The sequence below is a fragment of the Candidatus Nanosynbacter featherlites genome, from assembly GCF_005697565.1.
In the GTDB taxonomy this organism is placed as follows: Bacteria; Patescibacteriota; Saccharimonadia; order Saccharimonadales; family Saccharimonadaceae; genus Nanosynbacter; species Nanosynbacter featherlites.
Map to the genome: position 1 here is coordinate 621,532 of NZ_CP040004.1, position 23,778 is coordinate 645,309.

The window sequence follows — 23,778 nt, forward strand, 5'->3', positions numbered from 1 at the left end:
CCGCTCAATCCAAGCGCAAGGGTTAAAATTGGTCAATCTCAAAGAAGCAGGTGCAAAAACCGGTCGCAAACGTCGGCGCAAAATTAAGTCTGATGAGTTGGTGATGTTCACCCGTCAGCTAAGCTCCATGGTCTCGGCTGGTGTGCCAATCCTCAGGTCACTGGAGTCAATGACAGAACATGCCGAAAGCGCATCATTCCGCTCAATCATTGGCGACGTCTCAAAAGACATTGAAAGTGGTTTGTCATTTGCTGATGCGCTGGCGCGACACCCCGACACCTTCAATGATGTCTACGTTAACATGGTTCGCGCTGGTGAAACCGGTGGTATTTTGGACGACATTTTGAAGCGTTTGGCTTTGCAGCAAGAAAAATCAGCATCCATCAAGAAAAAGGTTAAAGGAGCCATGACCTATCCAATGGTGCTGATCGTCATTACTATTGGTGCATTTTTTGGCTTGATGATCTTTGTCCTGCCAATGATCGGTAAAACCATCAAAGATTTGGCGGGAGAAGATGCCGAACTGCCAGCCTTAACCCAAGCCATGCTGGGGATCAGCGCCTTTATGGTCAACTTCTGGTACATTCTACTACCGCTGGTCGGTGCGGCAATTTATGGTTTCTTGCGCTACATCAAAACGCCTGGCGGCAAGAAAAAATACCATCACTTTTTGGTACATGGACCGATCATCGGCAAAATTATGAAAAAAATCGCCATCGCTCGCTTCACTCGAACCTTCTCTTCCCTCATCGGTGCTGGTGTGGCTGTGCTGGAAGCGCTGGAAGTGACCTCCAAAGCAGTTGGTAACAGCGTCTATGAAGAGTCGCTCACTGGCGCCGCCAAGCGCGTGAAAAACGGTGAGGTATTTTCTAAAATCATCGCTGAAGATGAGGTGCTGTACCCACCGATTGTGGCGCAGATGTTGGCAGTCGGTGAAGAAACCGGACAAACCGACCAAGTTTTGGTTAAGGTTGCTGATTTCTATGAGGAAGAGGTCGATACTGCCATTGCCGGCATCAGTTCCACCATTGAGCCAGTGATGATTGTCTTCATGGGTGGCATGGTCGGTCTAATCGCCGCCAGTGTGATGATGCCAATTACTGGATTGGCAAATCAAATTAAGGGTTAGCAAATCAAATTGGTTATGGTATACTAAAAAAGAATTATATAAATGTGTGGGCAATATTGTGAGTTCTATATTTTACAAAAATAAACCAATCATTGGATTTGATTTCAGCAAAATAGGCGCCCGAGTCATGTCACTGGACGTTGCAAAAATGAGCGTTCACGGCTACGGCGCTATTGATTTCGATCCATCCAAGATGTCTGACGACTTAGAAGTCTGCTCAGACTATATCGTTACACGTATCAACGAATTGTTTGAAAAAAACTTAGTTGGCAAACTGAACAGCAATCGAGCTGTCCTCAGCCTGCCAACGTCACGCACCTTTTCACGTACCTTTACCGTACCTAAAGCTCAGGAAGCGTCTTTGCGAGACGCCGTCAACCTGGAAGTCGAACAGTATATACCGATGCCGCCAGACCTGCTCTATGTTGACCACCAGATCATCAAGCGTGACAAAGATTCACTGACCGTACTAATGTGCGCTGCGCCGAAAAAAGATATCGAAGTGATGACGACCATCGCCAAACAGTGTGGTATTGAAATTGCCATGATCGAGCCAAGCATCAACGCCATCGCCCGCATCCTAAAATCAACTGAAAGCGGCGGGTTACCAACCGTCATCTTGGACATTGGACCATCAACCACAGACATTGCGATCCTCGACTCTGTCATACGCGTGACTTCTGGTGTCAACATCGGCGGTAACACGTTCACTCTCAACATCGCCAAGAAGCTCAATACACCACTAGAGGCAGCTCATCAGCTGAAAGTTCTGAGTGGTCTGAATTCTGGACCAAAACAGGCGCAAATTACCAGCGCGCTTAAACCAAGCCTGGAAACGGTCGTTAAAGAAACCCAAAAAATTATCCGCTACTACTCTGAACACTTTCCGAACGAGCCAAAGATGGAACAATTACTAATCGTCGGTAGCGGCAGTAACATTCCAGGATTGGGTGATTACTTCACTAACGAGCTGATGATGCCGAGTCGTACGGCGAGCCCTTGGCAAGCATTGAACTTTAGCTCACTACAGCCGCCAACGAAGCAGCTTCGGACTCACTTGATGACGGTTGCAGGTTTAGCGCTGGTTGATCCAAAGGAGATTTGGAAATGATAAACTTATTGCCTCAAGACGAAAAACGTCAAATCATCGCCGGACAAACCAACAGATTACTCGCGCGTTACTGTGTCATTTCGTTAGCATTGGCAGCACTACTGTTCATCTACATCGGCATATCCTACTTCATCTTGATGAAGTCCAAGTCAGATGCTGAACAAACCATTGCTGAAAGTAACCGACAATTATCACAATATCAAGAAGTTCAACGACAAGCCAAGCAATTCTCTGATAATCTTAAGGTTGCAAAATCCATCTTGGATAAAGAAGTACCGTATTCAAAGATTGCCGTAAAAATAGCTCAGGTGTTACCAAAAAACATCGTCCTGCAGTCTCTAGATCTGGATGCAACTACTTTCGGTAAGCCAGTCAGTCTCACTACCAAAGGAAAAAGTTACAATGACGCTCTGGAACTAAAAACTGCCCTAGAGAATAAGAAAGATATATTCCAAAACGTCCACCTAGTGTCAGTAACCGCCAATGAGGCAAAGGACGGCTATCCAATGTCAATCGTCATCAGCGTTGTTATTCGCCCGGAGGTGATAAAATCATGAACATACAAAAACTTCAATTAAATGCAACCTTGGCTCGCATCCTACTGTCGCTAGCCTTAGTCTTGATACTGCTTGTCATGACCGCTGGTTTCTACATGGCATACAGCTTCATGAAAGACTCGGCCCAACAAGTTGCGGGTGTGCAAGCTGATGCGAAAGCCGCTGACAAAAAACTACAAGACGTCAGATTACTCTCAAGCAAGCTGGAAAAATATCAAGATAGCGTTAAGAAGGCTGAAAAGATTGTCGCTGAGTCCACCAGCTACCAATACCAAAACCAGATTATCAACGACATCACTGCCTACGCTCGACAGGCCGGTGTCGGCATCTCATCATTCACCTTCCAGGATGATAGCGCAGCATCGGGCGGCAAGAGCAGCTCTTCAACAGCCAGCAAAACGCCAACTACGCCAAGCAGTCCGTCTCCGTCTGGGGCTAAAAGCACCTCAGTCTCCATCCAGATGGACAAACACCTCAATTACGTACGCTTCTTGCAATTCTTACACCTACTAGAACAAAACCTGACCCGTATGCAAGTAGCAAACATATCCCTCGCCAAAGGAGAGAATCCACAAGAAGTTGAATCACAAGCATTAAAATTGGAGCTTTACTTACGATGAACAACTCACCATCTGTCGGACAATTAGGCGTAATCCTGGCACGGTTTCTACACCGCTATCACATTACGTTGTACACCATGACCATCGTGATCGCAGTCTCAGTCGCAATTTTCTTAATCAGCAGTGTCACCAGCTCCGGTGATGATGTTGATGCAAAAGTTGTAGAGACTACCAAATTTGACACCAATACTATCGATCGCATCAAAGAGTATAACAGCTCATCACAAGCAGCAAAGCCATTCTCTCTGCCGGGCAGCGGAAGAATTAACCCATTTGTCGAGTAAGGTAGTATAATAGATACTGTATGTTAATTTCAGCCAGCAGATTTATGAACACTCCGGTGATGAGCCTCCAGACAGGTGCGGAGTTAGGCAGGACTGCTCGCGAAATAATCGATCCGCGTAACTTATCAATCGTGGCTTATGAACTGGAAGGGCCACTCCTTGATCAGCGCCCAACCCTGCTTAGGCTAGATGACGTGCGAGAGATCGGCCCACTCGGTATGATCATCGACTCGGCTGATGAACTCGTCGGTGTTTCAGACGTTATAGAGCTACAAAAAATTTACGAATACAAATTCGTTTTGATGGGCAAACATGTCGTAGAAAAAGACGGTCGTAAAGTCGGTAAAGTTATCGGCTACACGGTGATGGCTGGCAGCTTTCTCATTCAGCAGCTTAGCGTGAAGCGTCCACTGCTTCGCAGTTTTGGCGATACCGAAATGCTCATTCACCGCTCACAAATCGTCAAAGTGACCGACGATCAGATAGTCGTAAAATCAGCAACTGTTCCACGTCAAGAACAGCACGTCGAGAAGCCGGTTTTACAGGCCTACGAAAATCCTTTCCGCAAAAAGCAGGCATCGTAAAGCCTCAGTTATTTACTTCTTCAACATCATTCAAAGCAGACACCACATCGTCATAGGAAAAGCCTTGACGCACCAGATACTGCACGAACTTTTGTCTATCACCCGCATATCGACGGTGCTTTTTGGCGATAACTTTCCTCAGCTCCTGCTCGTCCGTACGGTCAGTTTTTTCAAGCGTTTGCGCGATGATGTCTGCGTGAACACCCTTTGAACGCAGCTCAGCCGTCAATTTACGCCGACTTACGCCTTTGCTGAGCTGACGATTTTCCACCCACCACCGCGCAAACGCTTCGTCATTAACATATGCTTTCTGCTGGAGCTTACTCAGCACTCGCGACGCCACCCGCTCTGAATAGACCACAGGATTGTTCATACCAGTTTGCCTCTTACGAAGCGCTGGCTGAGTTTTTCGCCATAGATAATCCCTGACTTCCTTAACTGAATGTGGTCGCCGCAAGCAATATTCAAGCGCCCGCATATACAGCTTGCCAAATTGGCTCTCTTCTTGCAGCTCCTCCAACTCCCCATCACTCAATTCACGGCCGACCTTAAGATTTAAGTCAGTCACCTGAGTGATGTCCAAACTGAAGCTATATACGCCATCAACACTCACATTAACACGGTTGTTATCGCGAGCCTGAAGAGAGATGTCAGTGATTTTCATAAAAATATTATAACGCGAAAACAGTGAGCTCGCTACTGGCAGAGGCTACTCAACTACCTCGACCACCTTGCCATGCACGCCGTTGTAGCAAGCAGCAGCACGCGGTTCGGTGATGACCGGTAGTTGCCCTGGAATAGCGCTCATATTAACGTCGTCCAGCGTACCGGCCTCGACGCAACCAAGCGTGATGTGCGGGCGGAAGCCATCGACATCCAGCCCCGGATGAATACCATCCAGTGCCGCGAGTAATTGCTGGCGCGCCTCAACCATCCAGGCAGTTTTCTGCGTGCGCAGCTCCACCCAAACACAGTTGCCCGCTTTATCTGGCAAGAAGTTAACTCCATCAAGTACCAGCCTTCCGAGGACCGGCAGCGCCGCAGCGGCCGCCTTGAGGCGTGGCATATCCTGCTCAGTCACGTTAATCAATGTCACGTGTGGAATAAACTCACCAAAGTCAAGGTTCATTTTTTCTGATAATTCTCGAAGATACGCATTCTGCTTATCATCAAAGACGAGGCTGACTGACGCCATATGTTTTTCGACTGGATATGCGGTTTCTGCTGCGCGTATTAGTTTTCTCCTTCTTTTACTTTCTCCCGAACCTTCTGATCAATTTCTGCCAAAACCTCAGGGTTTTCTTTCAGATACAATTTAGTTTTATCGCGGCCCTGACCGATGGTTTCGCCGTTATATTTGTAAAAGGCGCCAGATTTTTCGACGATGCCGTGCGTAGCTGCCAGGTCAAGAATATCGCCAGTTTTAGAAATACCTTCGTTATACATAATGTCAAACTCAGCGATGCGGAATGGTGGCGCAATCTTATTTTTCACCACTTTGATCTTGGTGCGGTTACCGCGGATATCATCGCCAACCTTGATCTGCCCGATCCGGCGGATATCCACCCGCTGCGAAGCGTAAAACTTCAGCGCGTTACCACCCGTCGTGGTCTCAGGATTGCCAAACATCACACCAATCTTCATGCGAATCTGGTTGATGAAAATCACCGTCGCTTTCGACTTGTTGATGATACCAGTCAATTTACGCAGTGCTTGGCTCATCAGTCGTGCCTGCAGGCCCATGTGCGAATCACCCATATCGCCGTCAATTTCTGCTTGCGGGGTCAGTGCTGCCACCGAGTCCACCACGATGAGGTCCACCGCGTTTGAGCGCACCAAGGTTTCAGTAATTTCCAGCGCCTGCTCACCGTTGTCTGGCTGCGATACCAATAGGTTTTCGGTATCCACACCCAACCGCTTGGCGTAGGCCGGGTCAAGCGCATGCTCAGCGTCGATGAACGCTGCCGTACCGCCTTGCTTTTGAATTTCGGCGATAGCATGTAGCGTCAACGTCGTCTTACCTGAACTTTCCGGGCCATAAATCTCGATGATGCGCCCCTTTGGATAGCCACCACCCAGTGCCAAATCAAGACTCAACGAACCCGATGGAATCACTTCAACATCAACCTTGTGCGCCTCGCCGAGCTTCATGATTGAGCCATCACCAAACTGTTTGGTGATTTGATCCATCGCTAGACCCAACGCTTTCAATTTCCCGTCATCAATCTTTTTCTCTGCCGCTACCGACTTTTCAGTTTTTACTGCCTTTTTCTCATCAGTCTTAGCCATGATATTCCCCTCCTTACTTGATACTTTTATTATACATTCTCTAGGGCTTAGGACCAAATTTTGCTATAATAGCAGTATATGAAAAAATGCTCCGGATTTACCGTTATTGAATTATTGTTTGTCATCATCATGCTGACCGTTGGCTTGGGTATTGCGGTGGTACAGATCGGAAAAGTAAAAAATGCCAGTGATGACAGTCACAAGAAAACAGCCATCAATGCCATGTACTACAGCCTGGAAGAAAGCTTCTACAAACAGCACGGCTACTACCCAGAAACTCTGACTGACGATACCCTACCGACTATGGACAAAGCACTACTCACCGATCCAAAGGGCAAAAAGATTGGCGACGCCAACAGTGCGTATCGTTACGAAACCCAAAACTGCCAAGAAGGAAAATGTAAACACTTCACTTTGAGAGCCAAGCTGGTTAACGAAAGTGACTTTGTCAAAGAAAGTCGCAACAAATAGCTAATCGTCGACTGGACGACCGTTCTTAAAGGCCTCAATGGCGTTATTGACGATTCCTATTTGGTGCTTTGGATTTGCTACAAAATGGAAGATATAAGTAGTCTCTTCACCCTCAGTACTCAATCGAATAGTTCCATAGTTAAAGATCATCTGAATAATTCCTGACTGACGAAAACTAGCATCTTCAATACTACCAAGGCTCACTGTTTGCTCATGGCGAGAAAACAAACTTTCTTGGATTTCTTGAATCACGCTCTCGTTGGTCATATAAAATTGGTTCTGCAGGTAAACCCAAAGTGCTACCGCTCCGCCCAATGCCGCCAAAATAGCAAACAAGGTCGCGATGCCGAACATAGCTGTTGGAGATGGTACTGGTAATAAACTTCCACCAGTGATTAGCGATGGATACAAAAAGGCAAAACCAAATATCACCATGATGATAATGACCGTGATAGCAATTGGTGCGACAATACCAATGGGATGGCGTTTGATGTCCAAAATGACATATTCACCTTCGCTCAAGTTAAGCTGTGGGTACTGCGCCACTGACTCTTCGTGTTTGCGCTTCAATTCTTCACTAATCACCATTGGTTGTGGCTCAAGATTACGTACGGTATGAACCACATCTGGTTCATTGGCATACTGGCTACGAATACGTGGATCAAAATTCTGCCCCTCCATCGACTCTGGAAGCACAGTTACGTGAGACGGGCGCTGCGCAGCTGTCGACTGTGGCTCTTCTGGTTGCGCATCTTGCGGCGGATGATAATACAGCGGCCTGCCCTCAACATCATATGCAGCTGGCTGTTGATTATTCGACTGGTGGTCCTTCGTATCCATATCTACAGTTTATCATTTTTTAGGTTGATATCCCAAATGCGCCTGAGCACGCAGAGTGATGCGCCGACCGCGCGGTGTACGCTCAATGAAGCCGATTTGCAGCAGATACGGCTCATAAAAATCCTCAATTGTCGTCGCTTCATCGCCAGTCAGCGCAGCAATGGTCGTTAGCCCCACGGGATTATCGCCATAATTTTCTAGGATTGATTGCAGTAAATTACGGTCGGCTGGGTCTAATCCCAGCTCGTCTACTTCCAACATTTCCAAGGCGCTCGTTGTGGTTTTCACATCAATTATGCCGTCACCATTTACGTCAGCGTAGTCGCGTACGCGCTTGAGCAGGCGGTTGGCGATACGCGGCGTCAAGCGAGCCCGCGTCGACAACAAGTTCGCCGCTTCATGCCGAATTGACGACTCCAGGATGGCTGCACTCCGCGTCACAATTTTCGCAATGTCCTCTGGCTCGTAAAATTCTAAGCGGTAAATATGCCCAAATCGATCGCGCAGCGGCGCTGCCAGACTACCCGTCCGCGTCGTTGCGCCAATCACCGTAAACTGCGGTAAATCCAGCCGAATTGACCGGGCTGCCGGCCCTTTGCCGATGACGATGTCTAGCTTGAAATCTTCCATGGCTGAGTATAAAATCTCTTCCACCGCCCGACCGAGCCGATGAATTTCATCGATGAACAAGATGTCGCCGTCCGCCAAATTGGTCAAAATTGACGCCAAATCACCAGCTTTTTCAATGGCCGGACCGCTGGTGATCCGTAAATTCGTCCCCATCTCATTGGCGATCACCGTCGCCATGGTGGTCTTGCCCAGTCCCGGCGGGCCGTACAGCAGCACATGATCCAGTGGCTCGCCGCGCTTCTTAGCCGCGTCAATCGCTAAGCGCAAATTACGTTTCAATCGCTCCTGACCAACATACTCGCTAAAGCTCTGCGGGCGCAAGCTAACTTCAATCCGCTGCTCCTCGGTATCATCAATATGCGAGCTAGTATCGACTATTCTCTCAATTGCCATATATTCATTATATCATCCAAGCTGGAGCGAACTAAGCTCTTGTAAGCCGACTACGCAGCGCCTGCATAATTTCGCGAAACGTCTCATCACCCACCATATGTACCGCATTCTCTAGGTGTCGTGGCCATTTTGGATCAGGAAATTCCTCGCCAGTAAAGGTAGTACCACCAAGATAGCGCGGATGTAGATGCCAATGTATATGTGTTGGCCGGCCAGCCTTAACCGCATTATTCATCAGGCACTCCCAGTTACACACATCGGCACCAAACGCTTCTTTAACTGCCTGCTCGAGTTGACGAATCACCTGATGTAGCTCCATCCAATCTGCCTCGTCCAGATCCGACAACGTTTCCTTGTGCTGGCGCAGAGTGATAAATGACTTACCCAAATAGCATTGGTTTCTATCGAGTACCGCCACCCAACGTTCAGTCTGCAATATGACATTGTCGTCAGCCGCCGTCTGACCAACCAGCAGCGGACAGATTTCACAATCTTTCTGTGTCGTACATGTATTCATAATACCTCCTGGTATGGATTATACCAGCCATGCACTATTTATTCACATTTACAAAGACACACCTGAACTCGTAAGAACAGTTTTACCAATATGGTACGGAGATGATACCTGCTTCTCCTGAGCCATTGGCCAATCCTGAAATATTTCTTGGCTCGGTTCATCCAGTTCTGGGTTAGTGATGAACTGTCTATTCTCGTCAATCTGGTGCACCATCTGCTCAATCACTTCTTCTGCAACACCACACTCTCCCATGTCATTCTTCAGATATTCTTGATAGTTCGGCAAAAATAAATCCTCCAATTCCTTGAATTGCTCCTGCCACGACAGCTCTCGACATTCTTCAACCCGAAATCGCATGGTATAATTCAAAAAATCCCGACCGCCTGATCGCCAGACATAACCAAGGTCAGCGTGATGTAATAATTTTGCTTGAATACTATCACGACAGATTTGTTCTTTTGGACCAGGGATGGTGCCAATGATTGCACTTTTCATGAACTCATACTCAGCTGAACCGGGCTCATAGTACTCGTCAAGAAATGAGACCGCATAATGCTCTTTGGTAGCATAACCATCTGGCGGTGGGCCAGCCTCAAACCCAGCATCGTGCGCTGCTGCCGCCACCAACAACAGATCCTTTTGATCTGAATTCATTCTGTCCGCCGGGATCACCTCCGTCAGCACACGTATTGAGCGCATCACGTCCACGCCATGTGCAGGCTGATGATATGGATAATTCGGGTAGGTAGTCAACAGCTTGGCTGATAGCTTAGCAAGAGAGGCTGCTTGTTCTTTGTTATGAAATAGCTTTGCGAGGTTCTCCTCTGAGGTGTATTGGTCCAGCACCTTTGCTGATACCGTTAATTCAGGATCGGTCACTGTTGGGTCTTCTTGGTTAGCACTGTTTCGTTGTTCCCATAACTTTTTGTCAAGAATTTTTTCGGTAATAGTTCTATTCACAACCCTATATTATATATCATTTGTACTATTTAGTCAATAGTACGGCGCCGTGACCCCTGTAACCAAGTCAGTCTTACTTGGTATGTTTCAACCCTATTATTTCTTCAGTGCCTCGGTCACCCGCTGCGCCGTTGGCAAATTAGTATCAACATTTTCCAATGCTTTAGTGGCGTCAGCCAGGGTGTAGCCCAGCGCCATCAACGCTTCCAGTGCTTCGTCAGAGGTGTTCAGTTCAGTTTGGACTGTAGTGTCTGCTCGACCATACTGCGTCGGCAAGCCAACTTTATCGCTCAAATCAACCACCACGCGCTCAGCAGTTTTTTTGCCGACGCCAGCAGCTTTTTGTACAAACGCACTGTCAGCATTGGCGATGGCATTGCGCACATGCTCTGCGTCGCCGAGGCTGAGAATTGCCAACGCTGCTTTCGGACCGACACCCTGAACCGTGATGAGCATTTCAAACATTTTCTTTGCTGCCAAACTCGAAAAACCAAACAATTCTTCCGCCTGCTCACGGACGTGATGATAGGTATAAAACTTAACATCCTGATCCAGGATCACCGCGTCAAAATCACCAGCCGCCACGCTAACTTCATAACCAACGCCGTGAACGTCGATCACCAACGATCCATTAAATTTCTCGGCAACTTTTCCAAAAACATGTGCAATCATAATTCAATTATACCCGATTCATCGCTGCGTGGGTAATTGCCGCCGCCAGAGCATCAGCACAGTCGTCTGGCTTCGGCACGTCCTTGAGTCCCAAATTCAAGCGAACCATTTCCTGCACTTGCTTTTTATCAGCCTTGCCATAGCCCGTCAGCGTCTGTTTGATCTGCAGCGGCGTATACTCAGCGATTGGCAAGCCCGCTTTTCGCCCCGTGAGCATCGCTACACCACGCGCTTCTGCCACGGAAATCGCCGTCGTGACGTTACGGGCAAAAAACAATTTCTCAATCGACATGACATCAGGCTTAGTCTCAGTAATGATCTCTGTCAAACTGTCAAAAATTTCTTCCAGCCGCTCATCAATTGGCGTGTGTGCCGGCGTTCTAACAACTCCCGCTGTCACCAGCCTGAACTTACCGCCCGAAAAATCAATCACACCAAAGCCCAAAATCCCCGTTCCTGGATCAATACCAATAATTCTCATGGTTTATATTATAGCAATGATTTAACCGCTCAGTCACTAACTCATCGCCGTAATCGTCGTATCAATTGCGAAAGCTCCCAACGCCACTGCCACGCACCGTAACCTGCCGCCAACAAACTAACGCCACCAAACACCCACCAGCCCCAGGTCGCACCAGCAACATGTTGAACGCCCGCTGTCGCCGACCCAACAACTGGCATACTGGCAGTTTTTATCTTCCGACAACGCCGGGTGGCTGGGTTGCGCTCAAATCCTTCCGGACAGTCTTTTAGAATGTCATCTGCGGCAGCAATTTTCTTGCAGCGGCCAGTTGCCGGATTACGAAATTGACCATCAGGACATGGCTTCAAGGTTTTAGCGGCGGCCGAGGCGATTGAGCGACACCGACCAGTTTCCTCGCTGCGATAATACCCTTCTTTACACGGCGTTACAGTCTTTGCTGCTTCGATTTTCCGACAGCGACGAGTTTCAGGATGCCGATATTGACCAGCTGGACACGGCGCTAACACATCAGACTCAGTAGACGGCGTTGGAATTTTTACACATTTACCCGACTCATTACGCATATAGCCAGCCTGGCAATCCGCATATTCCTTAAACACATTGGCAGCACCCTCAGTCACCGCAAACGTCTGCATCCACTCACCATCAAGCAAGCTCCAGGAAGCACCCTTTGCGATTTTGTCATATTCAGTAGCATCAATTTCCGCACCAGCCTCATCCAGGACATACACCTTACCCTTGGTTTTTGGTAATTTTAATTTCGTATGACTCACTTTGACCGCCCGCAATTCACCAGATTTCAGTTCGATATCACCAAGGACCTCCTGTGAATTGTTACTGTCAATTGTCAACTTGCAGCCGGCCGTCGTGATGGTTTTATTACTCCCATTCACCAATTCAATGAACGGCTCATCAACATGAGAAGCAATTTCATTCAACTTCAAACCTTCACACTTATTCAGTGGTTTTGGTGGCTCAGGAGTTTTGCAACGTGGACGCGTGTACGGCATCACCTCCTGGTCACCAGCTGTTTTATTTGACGAAAAATCAGCGAAATTATTTTTCGAATCAACAATGATTCCATCGGCAAAACAGCGCCAGACAGTTTTCACGCCACCAGTCACAGGCGCAGCCAAAAACTTCTTTGTCTCACCCCAACCAACAATATCCGCCATTGACCCATCAGCCCGCGACAACACCACCGACCCTTCACCTTGGATCACGCTCGGTGCCTTATCAAACTTCACTGCTTTGGTTAGCGCTGGATCATTTGATAGCACCAGAAAATCATTCGCCAAAATCACCTCATCCTTGAGTTCTTTCCCGCCGGTTTTCACATCAGCTCTATAGTGTTCAATTTTCCAACCCGCCAAGGTAACATTACTGTCCGTTGGATTATATATCTCAATATACTTCTTGTCGGGACTTACTTTTGATATCAATAGCGGCGCCGTTTTTTCAGGTGATTCAGCAGTTGTTTGTACTGGCGAAGGAGCTGGATTTACTGGAGCGACAGCCGGCGGATTAGCCGCTGCCACGGACTCTACAGTTGGCTGTTCAGTAGTTAGGTCTGGTGCTAGCTGAGACGAGGGCGCAGCGGCAGTCGAGCCTGAACTGGGCGTCGATGTCTCAACGACCTGAGAGGCATCACCACCAGATGATGTCTCAACTTCCGCATTACCAACCGCCAAGACTGACGGCGACGGCATGATCAACGCCGCGATTAGTGTCATAAGTAGTGTGTTACGCAAATATTTCATGCTCGCCCCTTGCTTATGGTTAACTAACTCTTAGTGTAGCGTACTTTTTGCCAAAATAAAAACCGCCCCGAGAGCGAGGCGATTTTTCTGATGATCATGTTATTCTGCCGTGATATTGGCGTTAGTGTGCACATTCACCACGTCGTCCAAGTCGTCCAGAGCGTCAACTACCTTCATTAATTTCTGTGCCGTTTCCGTATCAGCAATCTCAACTGGCGTATTAGCAATATAGCGCAGCTCGGCGTCTTTCACCTTCAAACCCTGTTCAGCCAACTGATTTCTGACGCTCGCCAAATCTTTCAACTCGGTGTAGACGATAATCTCGCCGTCTTCCTCGACCGCGTCCTCAGCGCCAGCATCTAACACTTGCAGGAGCAATTCTTCGCCCGTACCCTCCACGGTGATTACGCCCTTGCGGGTAAACTGAAACGCCACACTGCCAGCGTCAGCGATTCGCCCGCCGTTCTTCACCAACGCCGTTTTAACTTCTGGCAAGGTACGGTTGCGATTGTCGGTCGCCGTCTCAATGATGATGCCGACGCCGCCAGGACCATAGCCTTCATAGGCAATTTCCTCCAGCGCCGCCGCGCTTTTATCAGCCACGCGGTCAATCGCCCGCTGGATGTTAGCACTCGGCATGTTGGCCGCCTTGGCTTTTTCAATGGCCATTGCCAAGCTTGCGTTCAGTGCTGGGTCGGTGCCGCCGCGTGCCGCAATGGCAATTTGATTACCCAGCTTCGTAAAAATTGCACCGCGCTTAGCATCAACAATCGCCTTCTGCCGGTGCGTCGTTGCCCATTTACTATGTCCTGACATACATTCTCCTACCGTTTATCTATGTTCAATCTGTTAGTATTATATATCAAATACAGACGTGAGACAATTTAGACTGGCAAGCCCAAAGACAACAACACGTTTGGCATGTCAATTTCACTGTCTTTTTGTACGCGAACAACCGGGTAGCCATACTGCTGCGCCTCAGCCTGAATTCGCTGATCGAACAGCCGCGCCCACATAATCTCATATTCTTTCAGCGTATCATCATATGTATCAGCATCCGCATATAGACCACGACTAAATATCGCCTGCCTTAACGCGTCATCGCCTTCGTCAGTCAAGAATATTGATCGTACATCGCTAGCGGTCTGTAATGACGGTAGCAGCGATGGTAAAATATTAACACCTTCCAATACAAAACCTTCACGCCAGGTAAAATCATCCTCGATTAATTTCTTATTGCCAGGCCACGCTTCAACGCCATGCATATATTCTCTTTCAGCTATCTCTTCTGGTGAAAATTGCTGGAAAAACTCAGCTGCTGACAACCCGTGCGCTGACAATAAATGCGGGTGCTGCTCTGGGCTTGCCATACCCTGCATTATCAACCGTGTTTGATCAGTTGACAGCCACGGCAATGCCAGTCTCAGAGATAACTCCCGCGCCAAGGTTGTTTTGCCGGTTGTTGGCATGCCGCCAATCAAAATTATCATTCTTGTCATGGCATCTATTATATCACTCGACTATATTCACCCTCCCAAGGTCCAATTTCGTCTGCTTCTTCATCCACCACATAGCACCAATCATCGCCGCATACATCAAACCGCATTGCCACCAAGTGATATTCACTTCCATCTGCGCCCACTCCAAGCTCGCCAGCCAATTGGCCGCCTGAATCATATAGCCCAGCAACCAAGTCGTCGGTAGGGCGATTGCCACACCAATCATCGGCACTACGGCCAGCACGCCCGACGCAAAGGTCAATAGCATCGCCAGCGGCACAAACGGCAAAATTAGCATATTAGCGATCAGCGCTACATTACTAACCACACCAAAACTCATCATCAACAGCGGCAGTGTCGCAAGCTGCGCCGACAGCGTCTCAACCAGAATTTGCCGAAACGCGCCAGGGTCTTTGTCGCCAAAGAAATAGTTGTGCAGCAGCGGCGCCAGGATGATCACGCCAGTAAACGACGCAAAGCTCAGTTGCCAGCCCAAATCGCCCCAGCCAAATTGCGGATTGACCAACAATGTAATCGCCGCCGAAACTGGCAGCAGCACCAGCGGATGAATCGTCCGCCCATAATACCACGCTGCCAGGCTTAGTCCAGCCACCAGCCCAGCCCGCGACATGCTCGGACTCAAACCCGTCACCGCCATGAAACCAAGGATCATCGTTGCCGCACTGAGCATTGCCAAATATTTTGACCGCTTGGCAAATAACCGCCGCGCCAGGCGTACTAAAATTGTCAAATTGTAACCGCTCGCCACCACAATGTGCGTCAGACCAGCAATCTTCAAATTATCGCTCAGTTCCATCGGCATAGCTCGCCGCAGTCCCAGCAAAAATCCCAAGCCCAGCGCTGACTCAGACTCTGGAATGTGCTTGCGCACCTGCTCAGCAAACCAGTCGCGTGCCCCAACCGCCACGTCGCCAGGAATTGGACGCTCGACGCTGCCAATTTTCGCCCGATACATGCTCGCCGAAAAAGCACCAAAACCCGCCGTCAATTTTCCTTGAGCCTGAACGATGTCGCTGCGTTTAATGGGGCGCTTGTCAGCCGTCACCACCCATAGTTGTCCTGCTAATTTCTTGCCGTTGATCCGCAAGTCACTCAACCGCAACACCGTTTGCCCTTTCTTATCAATGTCGGGGTCTTCCAAAACACGGCCTTGAATAACTGCACTTTTGCCAATGAGCGAGTCATAAACCTCCAAGCCGGTTCGACCCATTTCACCGCGCCACAGCCCGACCAAACCGCCAGAAATAACTGCCACAATCATCAATACCCGCCACCGCCAGACCAGCGCCGGCACAAACAATACCAGCCCGCCAAATAACGCCAGCATGTTAAACTCGACTGAGCGCGGCAGATGATGAACCGCAATTATGCCAACCGTCAGCCCCAAGCACCACGCCGCCACCAGCCAAGAAATATGCAATTTCTTGGTTAGGCTACGTATCATCATACATCTTTAGTATGACATATTTTTCCAGCGTACATACGTAAATAGGTAGCCGTCTCAACTTCAGCATATCGTTGAGAACACATTCCCTGAAATACTCCATACAGCTTGTTCAATATTTCGGTGGAAGGTAATTGATCCCTACTCCCGTCTGGAGTCAGCTTTGGTAAGTCCAAAATAAATCGCGCAAGCTGAGACGCCGACTCATCATACGGATCAATATTATTCCTCGCCAGGACTTCACTCAGCTCTTCCCAAAAAAGATTTTGTAGTCTACTCTCTCCTCCATATGTTTCAGTGAACTTAGACTGGTTAATCCTCTTTCGTGAATCAATAACGAGTTCCTGCAACCTTTTAATACACCTGCGAAAGTCATTTTCATATTCACAGTCAACATTCTTGATCTGCTGAGCGACTGTCTTCCGGGAGTCACTCCTTGATCGCGCATCGGGAGCCCCTTCTTGTAGCCCATTGCTCTCATGACCAATTACCTTTGACAGTAATACTTGAGCAGATGCTACCAGAGTTTTCTTTTTATCTAACAATGAGCGCCTGGGAGGTTCGACATCATACTGCTGAAGTAGGTTTTGTGAATCAGCCTCTTGCTGCATACGCTTCATAGTTCTAATTGTAAAATTACGCCGAGCCACAAAAATACTTATATAATAACCAGCACTGGTTTTTTCATCATAATTAAAGTCATCATTACCATCAAAATCATCTAATATTCGTTCAATTAGCGCTGGCAAGCCAGCGGACTGATAGCCCTGCCACTTTGCAAATCCATATTCTTTCAAAATTTGATCAGCTCGCTGCCAAAAACGGTCAGCTCGTTGTTGCTGGTCAACTGGCATATCACCAATAAAGTAGATATTGCTTGCCTTTTTATCATCCATTGAACCTGTCTGCATATCACCATCAACATATGAATCCGGCACTAACAAATTAGGCCTAACAGCTCTTCTTTCCATGTTCGAAAAACATTCACTCAGTCCTTCAATCTGTGATTTGAATTCCTTTTTACGACGGCGGCGGTTATATGCAAGGCTCAATCCACCAGTCGCTATTCCTGCCGCCACCCCGGATAGGCTGACCGTTGGAGCAAAGTTGAACCATTCCAACGCCCCGCCAGCAGCACCCGCCAGTGCTGCTCCTCTGACTCCAGCTAAGCCCACGTCAGTGGACATTTTTCGCCTATGTTCTTGCTCCAGGAGATCGTCAATATTTGTTAGTACATTTCCAATACCAACTCGGTAACGACAGAGACCCCTTTCTACTATCACTGGATTCTGCCCCAGCTGGATATATTGAGCATAGCCAACTGGCTCTTTAGTAGTTGGGTTGGTTACTTCTTGGCTGCCAGAAAAAATTGGGACACCACATCGCATCCCAACAAAATTCTTCAAATCATCACTGTGTTTTTCTACTATTTTGGTATATCGGGGCGGTACGTTTAAGTCGTCTAGATACTTCGTCATGTCCAAAGTTTTCTGCCACACCCGAATAACATCACTGCATATGTTCGTTATCTGGAGGGCCCACCGGGGCTTGAACCCGGGACACCCTGCTTAAAAGGCAGGTGCTCTAACCAACTGAGCTATGGGCCCATCAAGAATGAACTTTTTCATTCTAGCACATAATACGCAGTATATCAATGCTTCTTTGGACCAGGTTTGGACTTTGTTTTGACAGTGTGCAGTAAAAATAAATCCGCCAAACCCACCCCCAAGCCAGCGGTAATAATATATTGGCGCCAGGAAGTCAGCTGCCGCACTACTGTCTGTGCCGCACCATCAACCGCAAGATATTTCGCCAAGACACCGACCAATAGCGCCGCCACCAACAAAGTCACGACAGCTGCCGCCACCAGCTTTTCATGTTTCTTGTGGTATTTTGGGCCGCCAACCATCAACATTCCCATGGGTACGAGCAGCAATATTAGCGCCGCTACCACACCATCAGGCAGCCACGGTAGATTGATACCCACGCCACCCAAAATGACGCGCACAGCTTCCATCCACAATTCCACAAAAATATACCCAGCAGCAGCCGCCAGGGCCAGTGGACCGATGCGCCTACCTGTCACCAACACCACCACAAAAATCACCACCAGAACCGCCAAGAGCAACACCGCTACATTCATTGCGTCGCCTCGGTCGTAAATTCTACTTTGGCGCCTTTGACGATGCTCGATTTTTTAGCTACACCAGCAGCCACTTCCAAAACGTAGCGTGCCGGCACTTTGGGTTTATATATTTCATACGGCTCAGCATCAGGCTGCACCTCATGCTCAATGTGTACTACTTTTTTGTCTTTATCTAGCCAGATGATATCGAGCGGGAAGCTCATATTGCGCATCACCATTTCCCACTTGTCATCACCCTCAAATTTAAACAGCATTGCTTGGTTTTCCGTCAGACCAGACCGATCGCTCAGACCCTTATACCGCTGCTCAGCCGTTTCCGCAATTTCAGCCTGCAATGTCGCCTGGCCAGCCCTGACCACGACTGGGCGAGGTTTATTGACATCGCACAGCAGAGTATAGGCACCGTAAGCGATCATCACAATGATCATAATCATGATACATCGAGAAATGAAATGATGCCCCTTACGAGCTGTCTGCATAAGCTCCATAGCTCAATTATAACACTTATGTTTTATATATAAACCACGGGCTAATCAGGAAAACAAGCCGCGCTTTTTAAAAGTGTTAAATTGTTCCAAAAGTTCACGTTGTTTTTTGCTCAATTTGGTCGGCGTGTCAACGATGATACCAACGATGTGCGGGCCACGAGCGTCATTTCTCAGGTGTGGCACGCCATGCCCTGATAGCTTAAAATCAGTACCGCTTTGGGTGCCAGCCGGAACTTTCATGCGCACTACACCGTCCACCGTTTCAACATCAATTTCCGTACCCAGCGCCGCATCAACCATAGAAACGTGTTCTTCTGAAAGAATGATGTCACCTTCACGAGTAAACTTTTTGTGAGCTTTGACTCTTATCTGAACATACAAATCTCCCCGCTCACCATCCTGGACCGCTTCACCGTGCCCGCGCAAACGAATTGCTGCACCATCATCAATACCCGCTGGAATTTTGACCGTAATCTCGCGGTTCTTACGCGTCGTTCCCTTGCCGTGGCAAACTGAACATTTCTTTTCAGGAATTTTCCCCCGGCCATTACAGGTTGGGCAGGTGATAGCTTGTTGAATTTGCCCAAAGATAGAATTCATCACCCGCATCTGCTGGCCAGACCCCTTACAATCATCACATGTTTTCAAACTATACCCAGGCTCAACACCCTCGCCTTTACAGTGTTCACATTCATCATCCATCGTCAGGCTGATTTTTTTCTCAACACCAAAAATAGCTTCTTCAAACGTCAAAGCCACTGTCGTTTCTATGTCGCGACCGCGCCGTGGACCACCTTGCCGCCCAGCGCCGCCACCAAAGAACTGACTAAAGATGTCGCCAAAGCCACCGCCGAAATCAAAGTCGACACCTTCTGCACCAAAACCGCCAAAGCCTTCAAATGGATTGCCGCCAAAGCCACCGCCTGAAGCTCCGCCGACACCGGCATGACCAAATTGGTCGTATCGCTGTCGCTTTTGTTTGTCTTTCAGGACTTCATAGGCCTCATTAACCTCTTTGAACTTCTCTTCATCGCCGCCTTCTTTGTCGGGATGATATTTCACTGCAGCTTTACGAAAAGCCTTTTTGATTTCATCTTCAGAAGCGGTTTTAGACACGCCTAACACTTCATAATAATCACGTTTGGTCATATATTCTATTGTACGGTTCGTTAGCACTCGTGTCAATAGAGTGCTAGTTAGATAGCCAATTTACATAATCTTTTGACTTTTTTTATATTCTGTGATATACAGAGAAGCATAGGCTTTGTAAAAACATAAATACAAGTCGAAGCGAGGATACTATGGTACAAACAACAGCAGTCTTAGAACGGCAAAATACCAACCTTAGCACAGCTCCATCGAGCTTTGAAGAGCTGGAGAAAAAGGTTTACTCGCTTGAAGAAGAAAAACAAATCGAAAGTCTGATGCCGCTGGCTAAAAAACTGGCCGAAGAACCAGAACTAGCTGAGCAATTTGGTGTGTTCAAATGGCTGACCATAGGCGATTATGACCGCGAACAACGAAATGCTGGTAGACACCCTTGGCCAGAGCTAGAAATTAACGGTGAAAAACGTATATTTTCAGTGCCGATCATCGCTGGTGTTGTTCGTTGGGAGGACCATGACGGAGAACCTCAGTACAGCGCCCTCTCGGTCATGAAAGATAACTGGCGCGACGACCCTGATGCCTGGCTGGTCACAAAATTTGGCTTTAAAAACGGACAAACCGAACGGCTTGAAACGCTCGGCACCACGGTTGATGCTGCAAATCAAGGCACCATTGTCCTTAAACCTCGTAATTATCACAACATGCCGCCATTAAGCCGCCCAGCGGTTGGCAAGACGCCAATGCATCAGCTAGAAAGGATTGCCGTTAAGCTAGATCCTACCTACCATTCAGTACACGCAGAGTACCATGAGCCATATCAAGACCGACGGGAAATCATTGATATTGAACTGCTTTGGGAAGCAATGTCGCGTGAGATTGGTGAGCGAGTTGATGACCTATTCCCAGAGTCTGATGATATGGAGACCGCTCCATCAACGGGCGCTCCCAAAAAACTTGCTGCCTACACACTCCAGCAGGTTATGAAAAAATAATTCAGCAGAATTTCATCAAATTCGTGATTTGGCTGCGCACAGTGCCGCGTGCAATTCACGAGCATCGCTATACCGGCCCTCCCACGGTCCAGTAGCGATTGCCATTATTTCTCGCAGATCTTTTTGCTGAGCCAGCGCAGGTTTGATGCGGTATTCTGGGAAATCACTGCCTGATTCCCAAATCAAATCATGTGTTAGCTCATGAAATACTATACCGATGGCATACACATCAAATCGGTAATCAATGAACGAGCCTGACTTGGCAATCTCTGGTGCATGTTCCCTGTTCCAACTTGAGTGTGGTTTAGTCTGCACATACGGCGGTTTGACCTGATTATAGTCAAATAGTGTTAGTGCTGGCCGACCCTCAATCTCATCATAAAAAATATTCGTTGGTCGAATGTCGTGGTGCACCAATCCTCGTTCGTGAAGATAGGCGGCAGCCTCCGCCACTTGCATCATCATATCAACAATTGTCCCAGCGGTCATTTTACCCTCATCCAGCTGGTGCTGTATGGCGCGCTTATGTTCAGCCAACGTTGCGCCCATGAGAGGATACGTTTCGTGAAGCGGCTCTCCCTGCACTGCTCGAATAGCCAGTGGCGCCAGAAGGTGTTTTGGTTGCTCATCCATTAATTGCCGCATCAGCTCAATCTGAGGATTAGTTACACACATGAGCACGTGCCTGCCCAACTTATGAACCCTCTCGTGCTCATCAATTTCAAAACATGACGCATATGTGTCAAACCGGTGCATAGTAGTTATATACCAATTTGTTGACAATGGGGCAAGCATAAGCCTGGACTAGAAATATAACACTGCCCCACAGAATAGAGGCAGTGTTATGTCGTAAGTTGGTGCCGAGACTACTTCTCGTCAACCACCTCACCCTCAACTGGTTCATCCTTGTCAGATTTTTTGTCATCCTTAGACTCATCAGCCTTGTTGTCCTCGGTAGCTTGCTGGTACATTTTGGCACCGATTGGCATGATGGCGTCCTGCAAGGCCTTAATTGCTGCTTCCAGCTCATCTTTGTCGTCAGCGTCTTTGTGCTTTTCCGCTTCCTTAACTGCTTCGTCAATCGCCTTCTTATCGTCGTCAGAAATCTTATCCTTGAATTCATCTGGCATTTTCTTTGCCTGGTAGATGGCGTTTTCTAGCTGGTTTTTAGCGTCAACGGTTTCGCGCTTTTTCTTGTCCTCGTCAGCGTGGAGTTCGGCTTCTTTCTGAGCCTTTTCGATATCTTCCTTGCTCATATTGCCAGAGTTTTGGATGGTAATCGATTGCTCCTTGCCGGTGCCTTTGTCTTTGGCGGTCACATTAAGGATACCATTTGCGTCGATATTGAACGTCACTTCAATCTGCGGCACGCCGCGTGGTGCTGGTGCGATGCCATCAAGCTCAAAATGCCCCAGGCTCTTGTTATCTTTAGCGAATTCGCGCTCACCCTGCAAGACATGAATTTCTACTTTTGGCTGATTGTCGGCAGCCGTCGAGAACACTTCTGACTTGCTGGTTGGCACAGTGGTGTTGCGCTCGATCAGCTTGGTCGACACACCGCCCATCGTCTCGATACCAAGGCTCAACGGCGTCACGTCTAGCAGTAGCACATCCTTAACATCACCAGCCAACACACCACCCTGAATAGCCGCACCAACTGCCACCACTTCGTCTGGGTTGACGCCCTGCATTGGGTCTTTACCGAACAACTTCTTCACCCGCTCAACCACTGCCGGCATGCGGGTCATACCACCGACCATAACGATTTCATTGACGTCAGATTTGGATAATTTAGCGTCTTTGAGCGCTTTCTCGACTGGCACATCCAGGCGATCCAGCAGATCTTTCACCAAATCTTCCAACTTGGCCCGCGTTAGGCTCAACTCAAAGTGCTTTGGCCCGTCAGCATCAGCGGTAATGAACGGAATATTGACTTCGTATTCAGTAACCGTTGACAGCTCTTTCTTAGCCTTTTCAGCCTCGTCCTTCAGGCGCTGCATGGCTGCATTGTCTTTACGCAGGTCAATGCCTTCTTTAGATTTAAAGTCATCCAGGAAATAGTTAACGATGACATTGTCGAAGTCCTCACCGCCCAAGTGGGTGTCACCATTCGTGGCCTTCACCTCAAACACGCCGTCGCCGAGCTCCAGGATGGAAACGTCAAAGGTACCACCACCGAGGTCAAACACCACAATGGTCTCGTCATTTTTGCCTTTTTCCAGGCCGTACGCCAGAGCAGCAGCCGTTGGCTCATTGATGATACGCTTAACTTCCAGGCCAGCAATTTTACCAGCATCTTTGGTTGCCTGGCGCTGTGAATCGTCAAAGTAGGCCGGCACGGTGATGACGGCTTCGGTGACTTTTTCGCCGAGGAACGCCTCGGCATCAGCTTTGATCTTACTGAGGATCATAGCTGAAACTTCTTCTGGTGTGTATTCTTTGTCGCCCATCTCTACGGCTACGCCAGTGCCCTTTTTGACAATCTGGTACGGCATAATGTCCAGGTCTTTTTGAACCTCTTTGTCACTAAACTTACGGCCGATCAAACGCTTCACACCGTAAATAGTGTTCTTTGGATTGGTCACGCGCTGACGCTGAGCCACTTGTCCAACCAAGCGCTCACCCTTTTTATTAATTGCCACCACTGATGGCGTGGTACGGTTACCTTCAGCATTAGCGATAACTTCTGGCTTGCCTGCCAGCATGTACGCAAAGGCACTGTTAGTTGTACCGAGGTCAATTCCGATAATTTTACCCATATGATTCCCCTTTCTATTATG

Annotated in this window: 27 protein-coding genes and 1 tRNA gene; 8 read left to right on the forward strand and 20 right to left on the reverse strand. The window is 48.2% G+C overall.

Going from position 1 to position 23,778, the window contains the following annotated elements; translation table 11 throughout:
• The first annotated feature begins 28 nt into the window (after positions 1-28).
• From FBF37_RS03205 to FBF37_RS03230, 6 genes are all read left to right on the forward strand, one after another.
• Positions 29-1,129 (forward strand): type II secretion system F family protein, encoded by a 1,101-nt coding sequence (locus tag FBF37_RS03205; protein WP_236861230.1) that lies wholly within the window; start codon positions 29-31, stop codon positions 1,127-1,129.
• A gap of 127 nt (positions 1,130-1,256) precedes the next feature.
• The gene (gene pilM, locus FBF37_RS03210) at positions 1,257-2,240 is read left to right on the forward strand and encodes a pilus assembly protein PilM (RefSeq protein WP_236861231.1); all 984 of its coding nucleotides are present in this window, start codon (positions 1,257-1,259) and stop codon (positions 2,238-2,240) included.
• On the forward strand, positions 2,237-2,797 hold the full coding sequence (locus FBF37_RS03215; protein WP_138079423.1) for a PilN domain-containing protein: 561 nt from the start codon (positions 2,237-2,239) through the stop codon (positions 2,795-2,797). Before pilM ends, FBF37_RS03215 begins: the two co-directional genes overlap by 4 nt.
• Entirely contained in the window at positions 2,794-3,417 is a 624-nt protein-coding gene (locus tag FBF37_RS03220; RefSeq protein ID WP_138079425.1) for a hypothetical protein, read from the forward strand. Before FBF37_RS03215 ends, FBF37_RS03220 begins: the two co-directional genes overlap by 4 nt.
• Positions 3,414-3,701: a hypothetical protein gene (locus FBF37_RS03225; RefSeq protein ID WP_138079427.1), complete on the forward strand. Its 288-nt coding sequence runs from the start codon at positions 3,414-3,416 to the stop codon at positions 3,699-3,701. The genes FBF37_RS03220 and FBF37_RS03225 overlap by 4 nt, the downstream gene beginning before the upstream one ends.
• 20 nt (positions 3,702-3,721) lie before the next feature.
• On the forward strand, positions 3,722-4,285 hold the full coding sequence (locus FBF37_RS03230) for a PRC-barrel domain-containing protein (RefSeq protein WP_138079429.1): 564 nt from the start codon (positions 3,722-3,724) through the stop codon (positions 4,283-4,285).
• A 4-nt stretch (positions 4,286-4,289) separates the two neighbouring features.
• Here FBF37_RS03230 and FBF37_RS03235 read toward each other — a convergent pair whose 3' ends face one another.
• Genes FBF37_RS03235 through recA form a run of 3 tightly spaced genes read right to left on the reverse strand, consistent with a single transcriptional unit; the run spans position 4,290 to position 6,574 of the window.
• The gene (locus FBF37_RS03235; protein WP_138079431.1) at positions 4,290-4,949 is read right to left on the reverse strand and encodes a regulatory protein RecX; all 660 of its coding nucleotides are present in this window, start codon (positions 4,947-4,949) and stop codon (positions 4,290-4,292) included.
• Between the two features lie 45 nt (positions 4,950-4,994).
• The gene (locus tag FBF37_RS03240) at positions 4,995-5,480 is read right to left on the reverse strand and encodes a 2'-5' RNA ligase family protein (protein WP_138079433.1); all 486 of its coding nucleotides are present in this window, start codon (positions 5,478-5,480) and stop codon (positions 4,995-4,997) included.
• Between the two features lie 38 nt (positions 5,481-5,518).
• Entirely contained in the window at positions 5,519-6,574 is a 1,056-nt protein-coding gene (recA, locus tag FBF37_RS03245; RefSeq protein WP_138079435.1) for a recombinase RecA, read from the reverse strand.
• Between the two features lie 78 nt (positions 6,575-6,652).
• Between recA and FBF37_RS03250 the strand changes: the two genes are divergently transcribed.
• Positions 6,653-7,045, forward strand: coding sequence for a type II secretion system protein (locus FBF37_RS03250; RefSeq protein ID WP_138079437.1), 393 nt, complete (start codon positions 6,653-6,655; stop codon positions 7,043-7,045).
• Here FBF37_RS03250 and FBF37_RS03255 read toward each other — a convergent pair whose 3' ends face one another.
• The 15 genes from FBF37_RS03255 to dnaJ form a co-directional block, all read right to left on the reverse strand.
• On the reverse strand, positions 7,046-7,885 hold the full coding sequence (locus FBF37_RS03255; RefSeq protein ID WP_138079439.1) for a PH domain-containing protein: 840 nt from the start codon (positions 7,883-7,885) through the stop codon (positions 7,046-7,048).
• Between the two features lie 12 nt (positions 7,886-7,897).
• Entirely contained in the window at positions 7,898-8,908 is a 1,011-nt protein-coding gene (gene ruvB / locus FBF37_RS03260; protein ID WP_138079441.1) for a Holliday junction branch migration DNA helicase RuvB, read from the reverse strand.
• Positions 8,909-8,939: 31 nt separating this feature from the next.
• Positions 8,940-9,425: an HIT family protein gene (locus FBF37_RS03265; RefSeq protein WP_138079443.1), complete on the reverse strand. Its 486-nt coding sequence runs from the start codon at positions 9,423-9,425 to the stop codon at positions 8,940-8,942.
• Positions 9,426-9,473: 48 nt separating this feature from the next.
• Positions 9,474-10,385 carry an HD domain-containing protein gene (locus FBF37_RS03270; protein ID WP_138079445.1) on the reverse strand — a complete coding sequence of 304 codons (912 nt, stop codon included), beginning with the start codon at positions 10,383-10,385 and terminating at the stop codon, positions 9,474-9,476.
• Between the two features lie 96 nt (positions 10,386-10,481).
• The gene (gene ruvA / locus FBF37_RS03275) at positions 10,482-11,057 is read right to left on the reverse strand and encodes a Holliday junction branch migration protein RuvA (protein ID WP_138079447.1); all 576 of its coding nucleotides are present in this window, start codon (positions 11,055-11,057) and stop codon (positions 10,482-10,484) included.
• Between the two features lie 7 nt (positions 11,058-11,064).
• Positions 11,065-11,538: a crossover junction endodeoxyribonuclease RuvC gene (ruvC, locus tag FBF37_RS03280; RefSeq protein ID WP_138079449.1), complete on the reverse strand. Its 474-nt coding sequence runs from the start codon at positions 11,536-11,538 to the stop codon at positions 11,065-11,067.
• A gap of 41 nt (positions 11,539-11,579) precedes the next feature.
• A complete protein-coding gene (locus tag FBF37_RS03285) occupies positions 11,580-13,301 on the reverse strand; it encodes a lamin tail domain-containing protein (RefSeq protein WP_138079451.1) in 1,722 nt (573 codons plus the stop codon).
• A 99-nt stretch (positions 13,302-13,400) separates the two neighbouring features.
• Entirely contained in the window at positions 13,401-14,117 is a 717-nt protein-coding gene (locus tag FBF37_RS03290) for a YebC/PmpR family DNA-binding transcriptional regulator (protein ID WP_138079453.1), read from the reverse strand.
• Between the two features lie 68 nt (positions 14,118-14,185).
• Positions 14,186-14,800 carry a hypothetical protein gene (locus FBF37_RS03295; protein WP_138079455.1) on the reverse strand — a complete coding sequence of 205 codons (615 nt, stop codon included), beginning with the start codon at positions 14,798-14,800 and terminating at the stop codon, positions 14,186-14,188.
• Positions 14,801-14,813: 13 nt separating this feature from the next.
• The gene (locus FBF37_RS03300) at positions 14,814-16,268 is read right to left on the reverse strand and encodes a ComEC/Rec2 family competence protein (protein ID WP_138079457.1); all 1,455 of its coding nucleotides are present in this window, start codon (positions 16,266-16,268) and stop codon (positions 14,814-14,816) included.
• The gene (locus tag FBF37_RS03305; protein ID WP_138079459.1) at positions 16,265-17,743 is read right to left on the reverse strand and encodes a hypothetical protein; all 1,479 of its coding nucleotides are present in this window, start codon (positions 17,741-17,743) and stop codon (positions 16,265-16,267) included. Before FBF37_RS03305 ends, FBF37_RS03300 begins: the two co-directional genes overlap by 4 nt.
• Positions 17,744-17,795: 52 nt before the next feature.
• Positions 17,796-17,872, reverse strand: a tRNA-Lys gene (locus tag FBF37_RS03310).
• A gap of 44 nt (positions 17,873-17,916) precedes the next feature.
• Positions 17,917-18,408, reverse strand: coding sequence for a hypothetical protein (locus FBF37_RS03315; protein WP_138079461.1), 492 nt, complete (start codon positions 18,406-18,408; stop codon positions 17,917-17,919).
• Entirely contained in the window at positions 18,405-18,899 is a 495-nt protein-coding gene (locus FBF37_RS03320; protein ID WP_138079463.1) for a DUF192 domain-containing protein, read from the reverse strand. Before FBF37_RS03320 ends, FBF37_RS03315 begins: the two co-directional genes overlap by 4 nt.
• Before the next feature lie 45 nt (positions 18,900-18,944).
• The gene (dnaJ, locus tag FBF37_RS03325; protein ID WP_138079465.1) at positions 18,945-20,048 is read right to left on the reverse strand and encodes a molecular chaperone DnaJ; all 1,104 of its coding nucleotides are present in this window, start codon (positions 20,046-20,048) and stop codon (positions 18,945-18,947) included.
• A 152-nt stretch (positions 20,049-20,200) separates the two neighbouring features.
• On the opposite strand from dnaJ, the gene FBF37_RS03330 reads away from it, so the two are divergent.
• A complete protein-coding gene (locus FBF37_RS03330) occupies positions 20,201-20,998 on the forward strand; it encodes a hypothetical protein (RefSeq protein WP_138079467.1) in 798 nt (265 codons plus the stop codon).
• 15 nt (positions 20,999-21,013) lie between these two features.
• Here the strand turns inward: FBF37_RS03330 and FBF37_RS03335 are convergent, their stop codons facing one another.
• The gene (locus FBF37_RS03335) at positions 21,014-21,673 is read right to left on the reverse strand and encodes a protein kinase domain-containing protein (RefSeq protein WP_174843600.1); all 660 of its coding nucleotides are present in this window, start codon (positions 21,671-21,673) and stop codon (positions 21,014-21,016) included.
• Positions 21,674-21,864: 191 nt separating this feature from the next.
• Positions 21,865-23,757: a molecular chaperone DnaK gene (gene dnaK, locus FBF37_RS03340; protein WP_138079471.1), complete on the reverse strand. Its 1,893-nt coding sequence runs from the start codon at positions 23,755-23,757 to the stop codon at positions 21,865-21,867.
• Between the last annotated feature and the right edge of the window lie 21 nt (positions 23,758-23,778).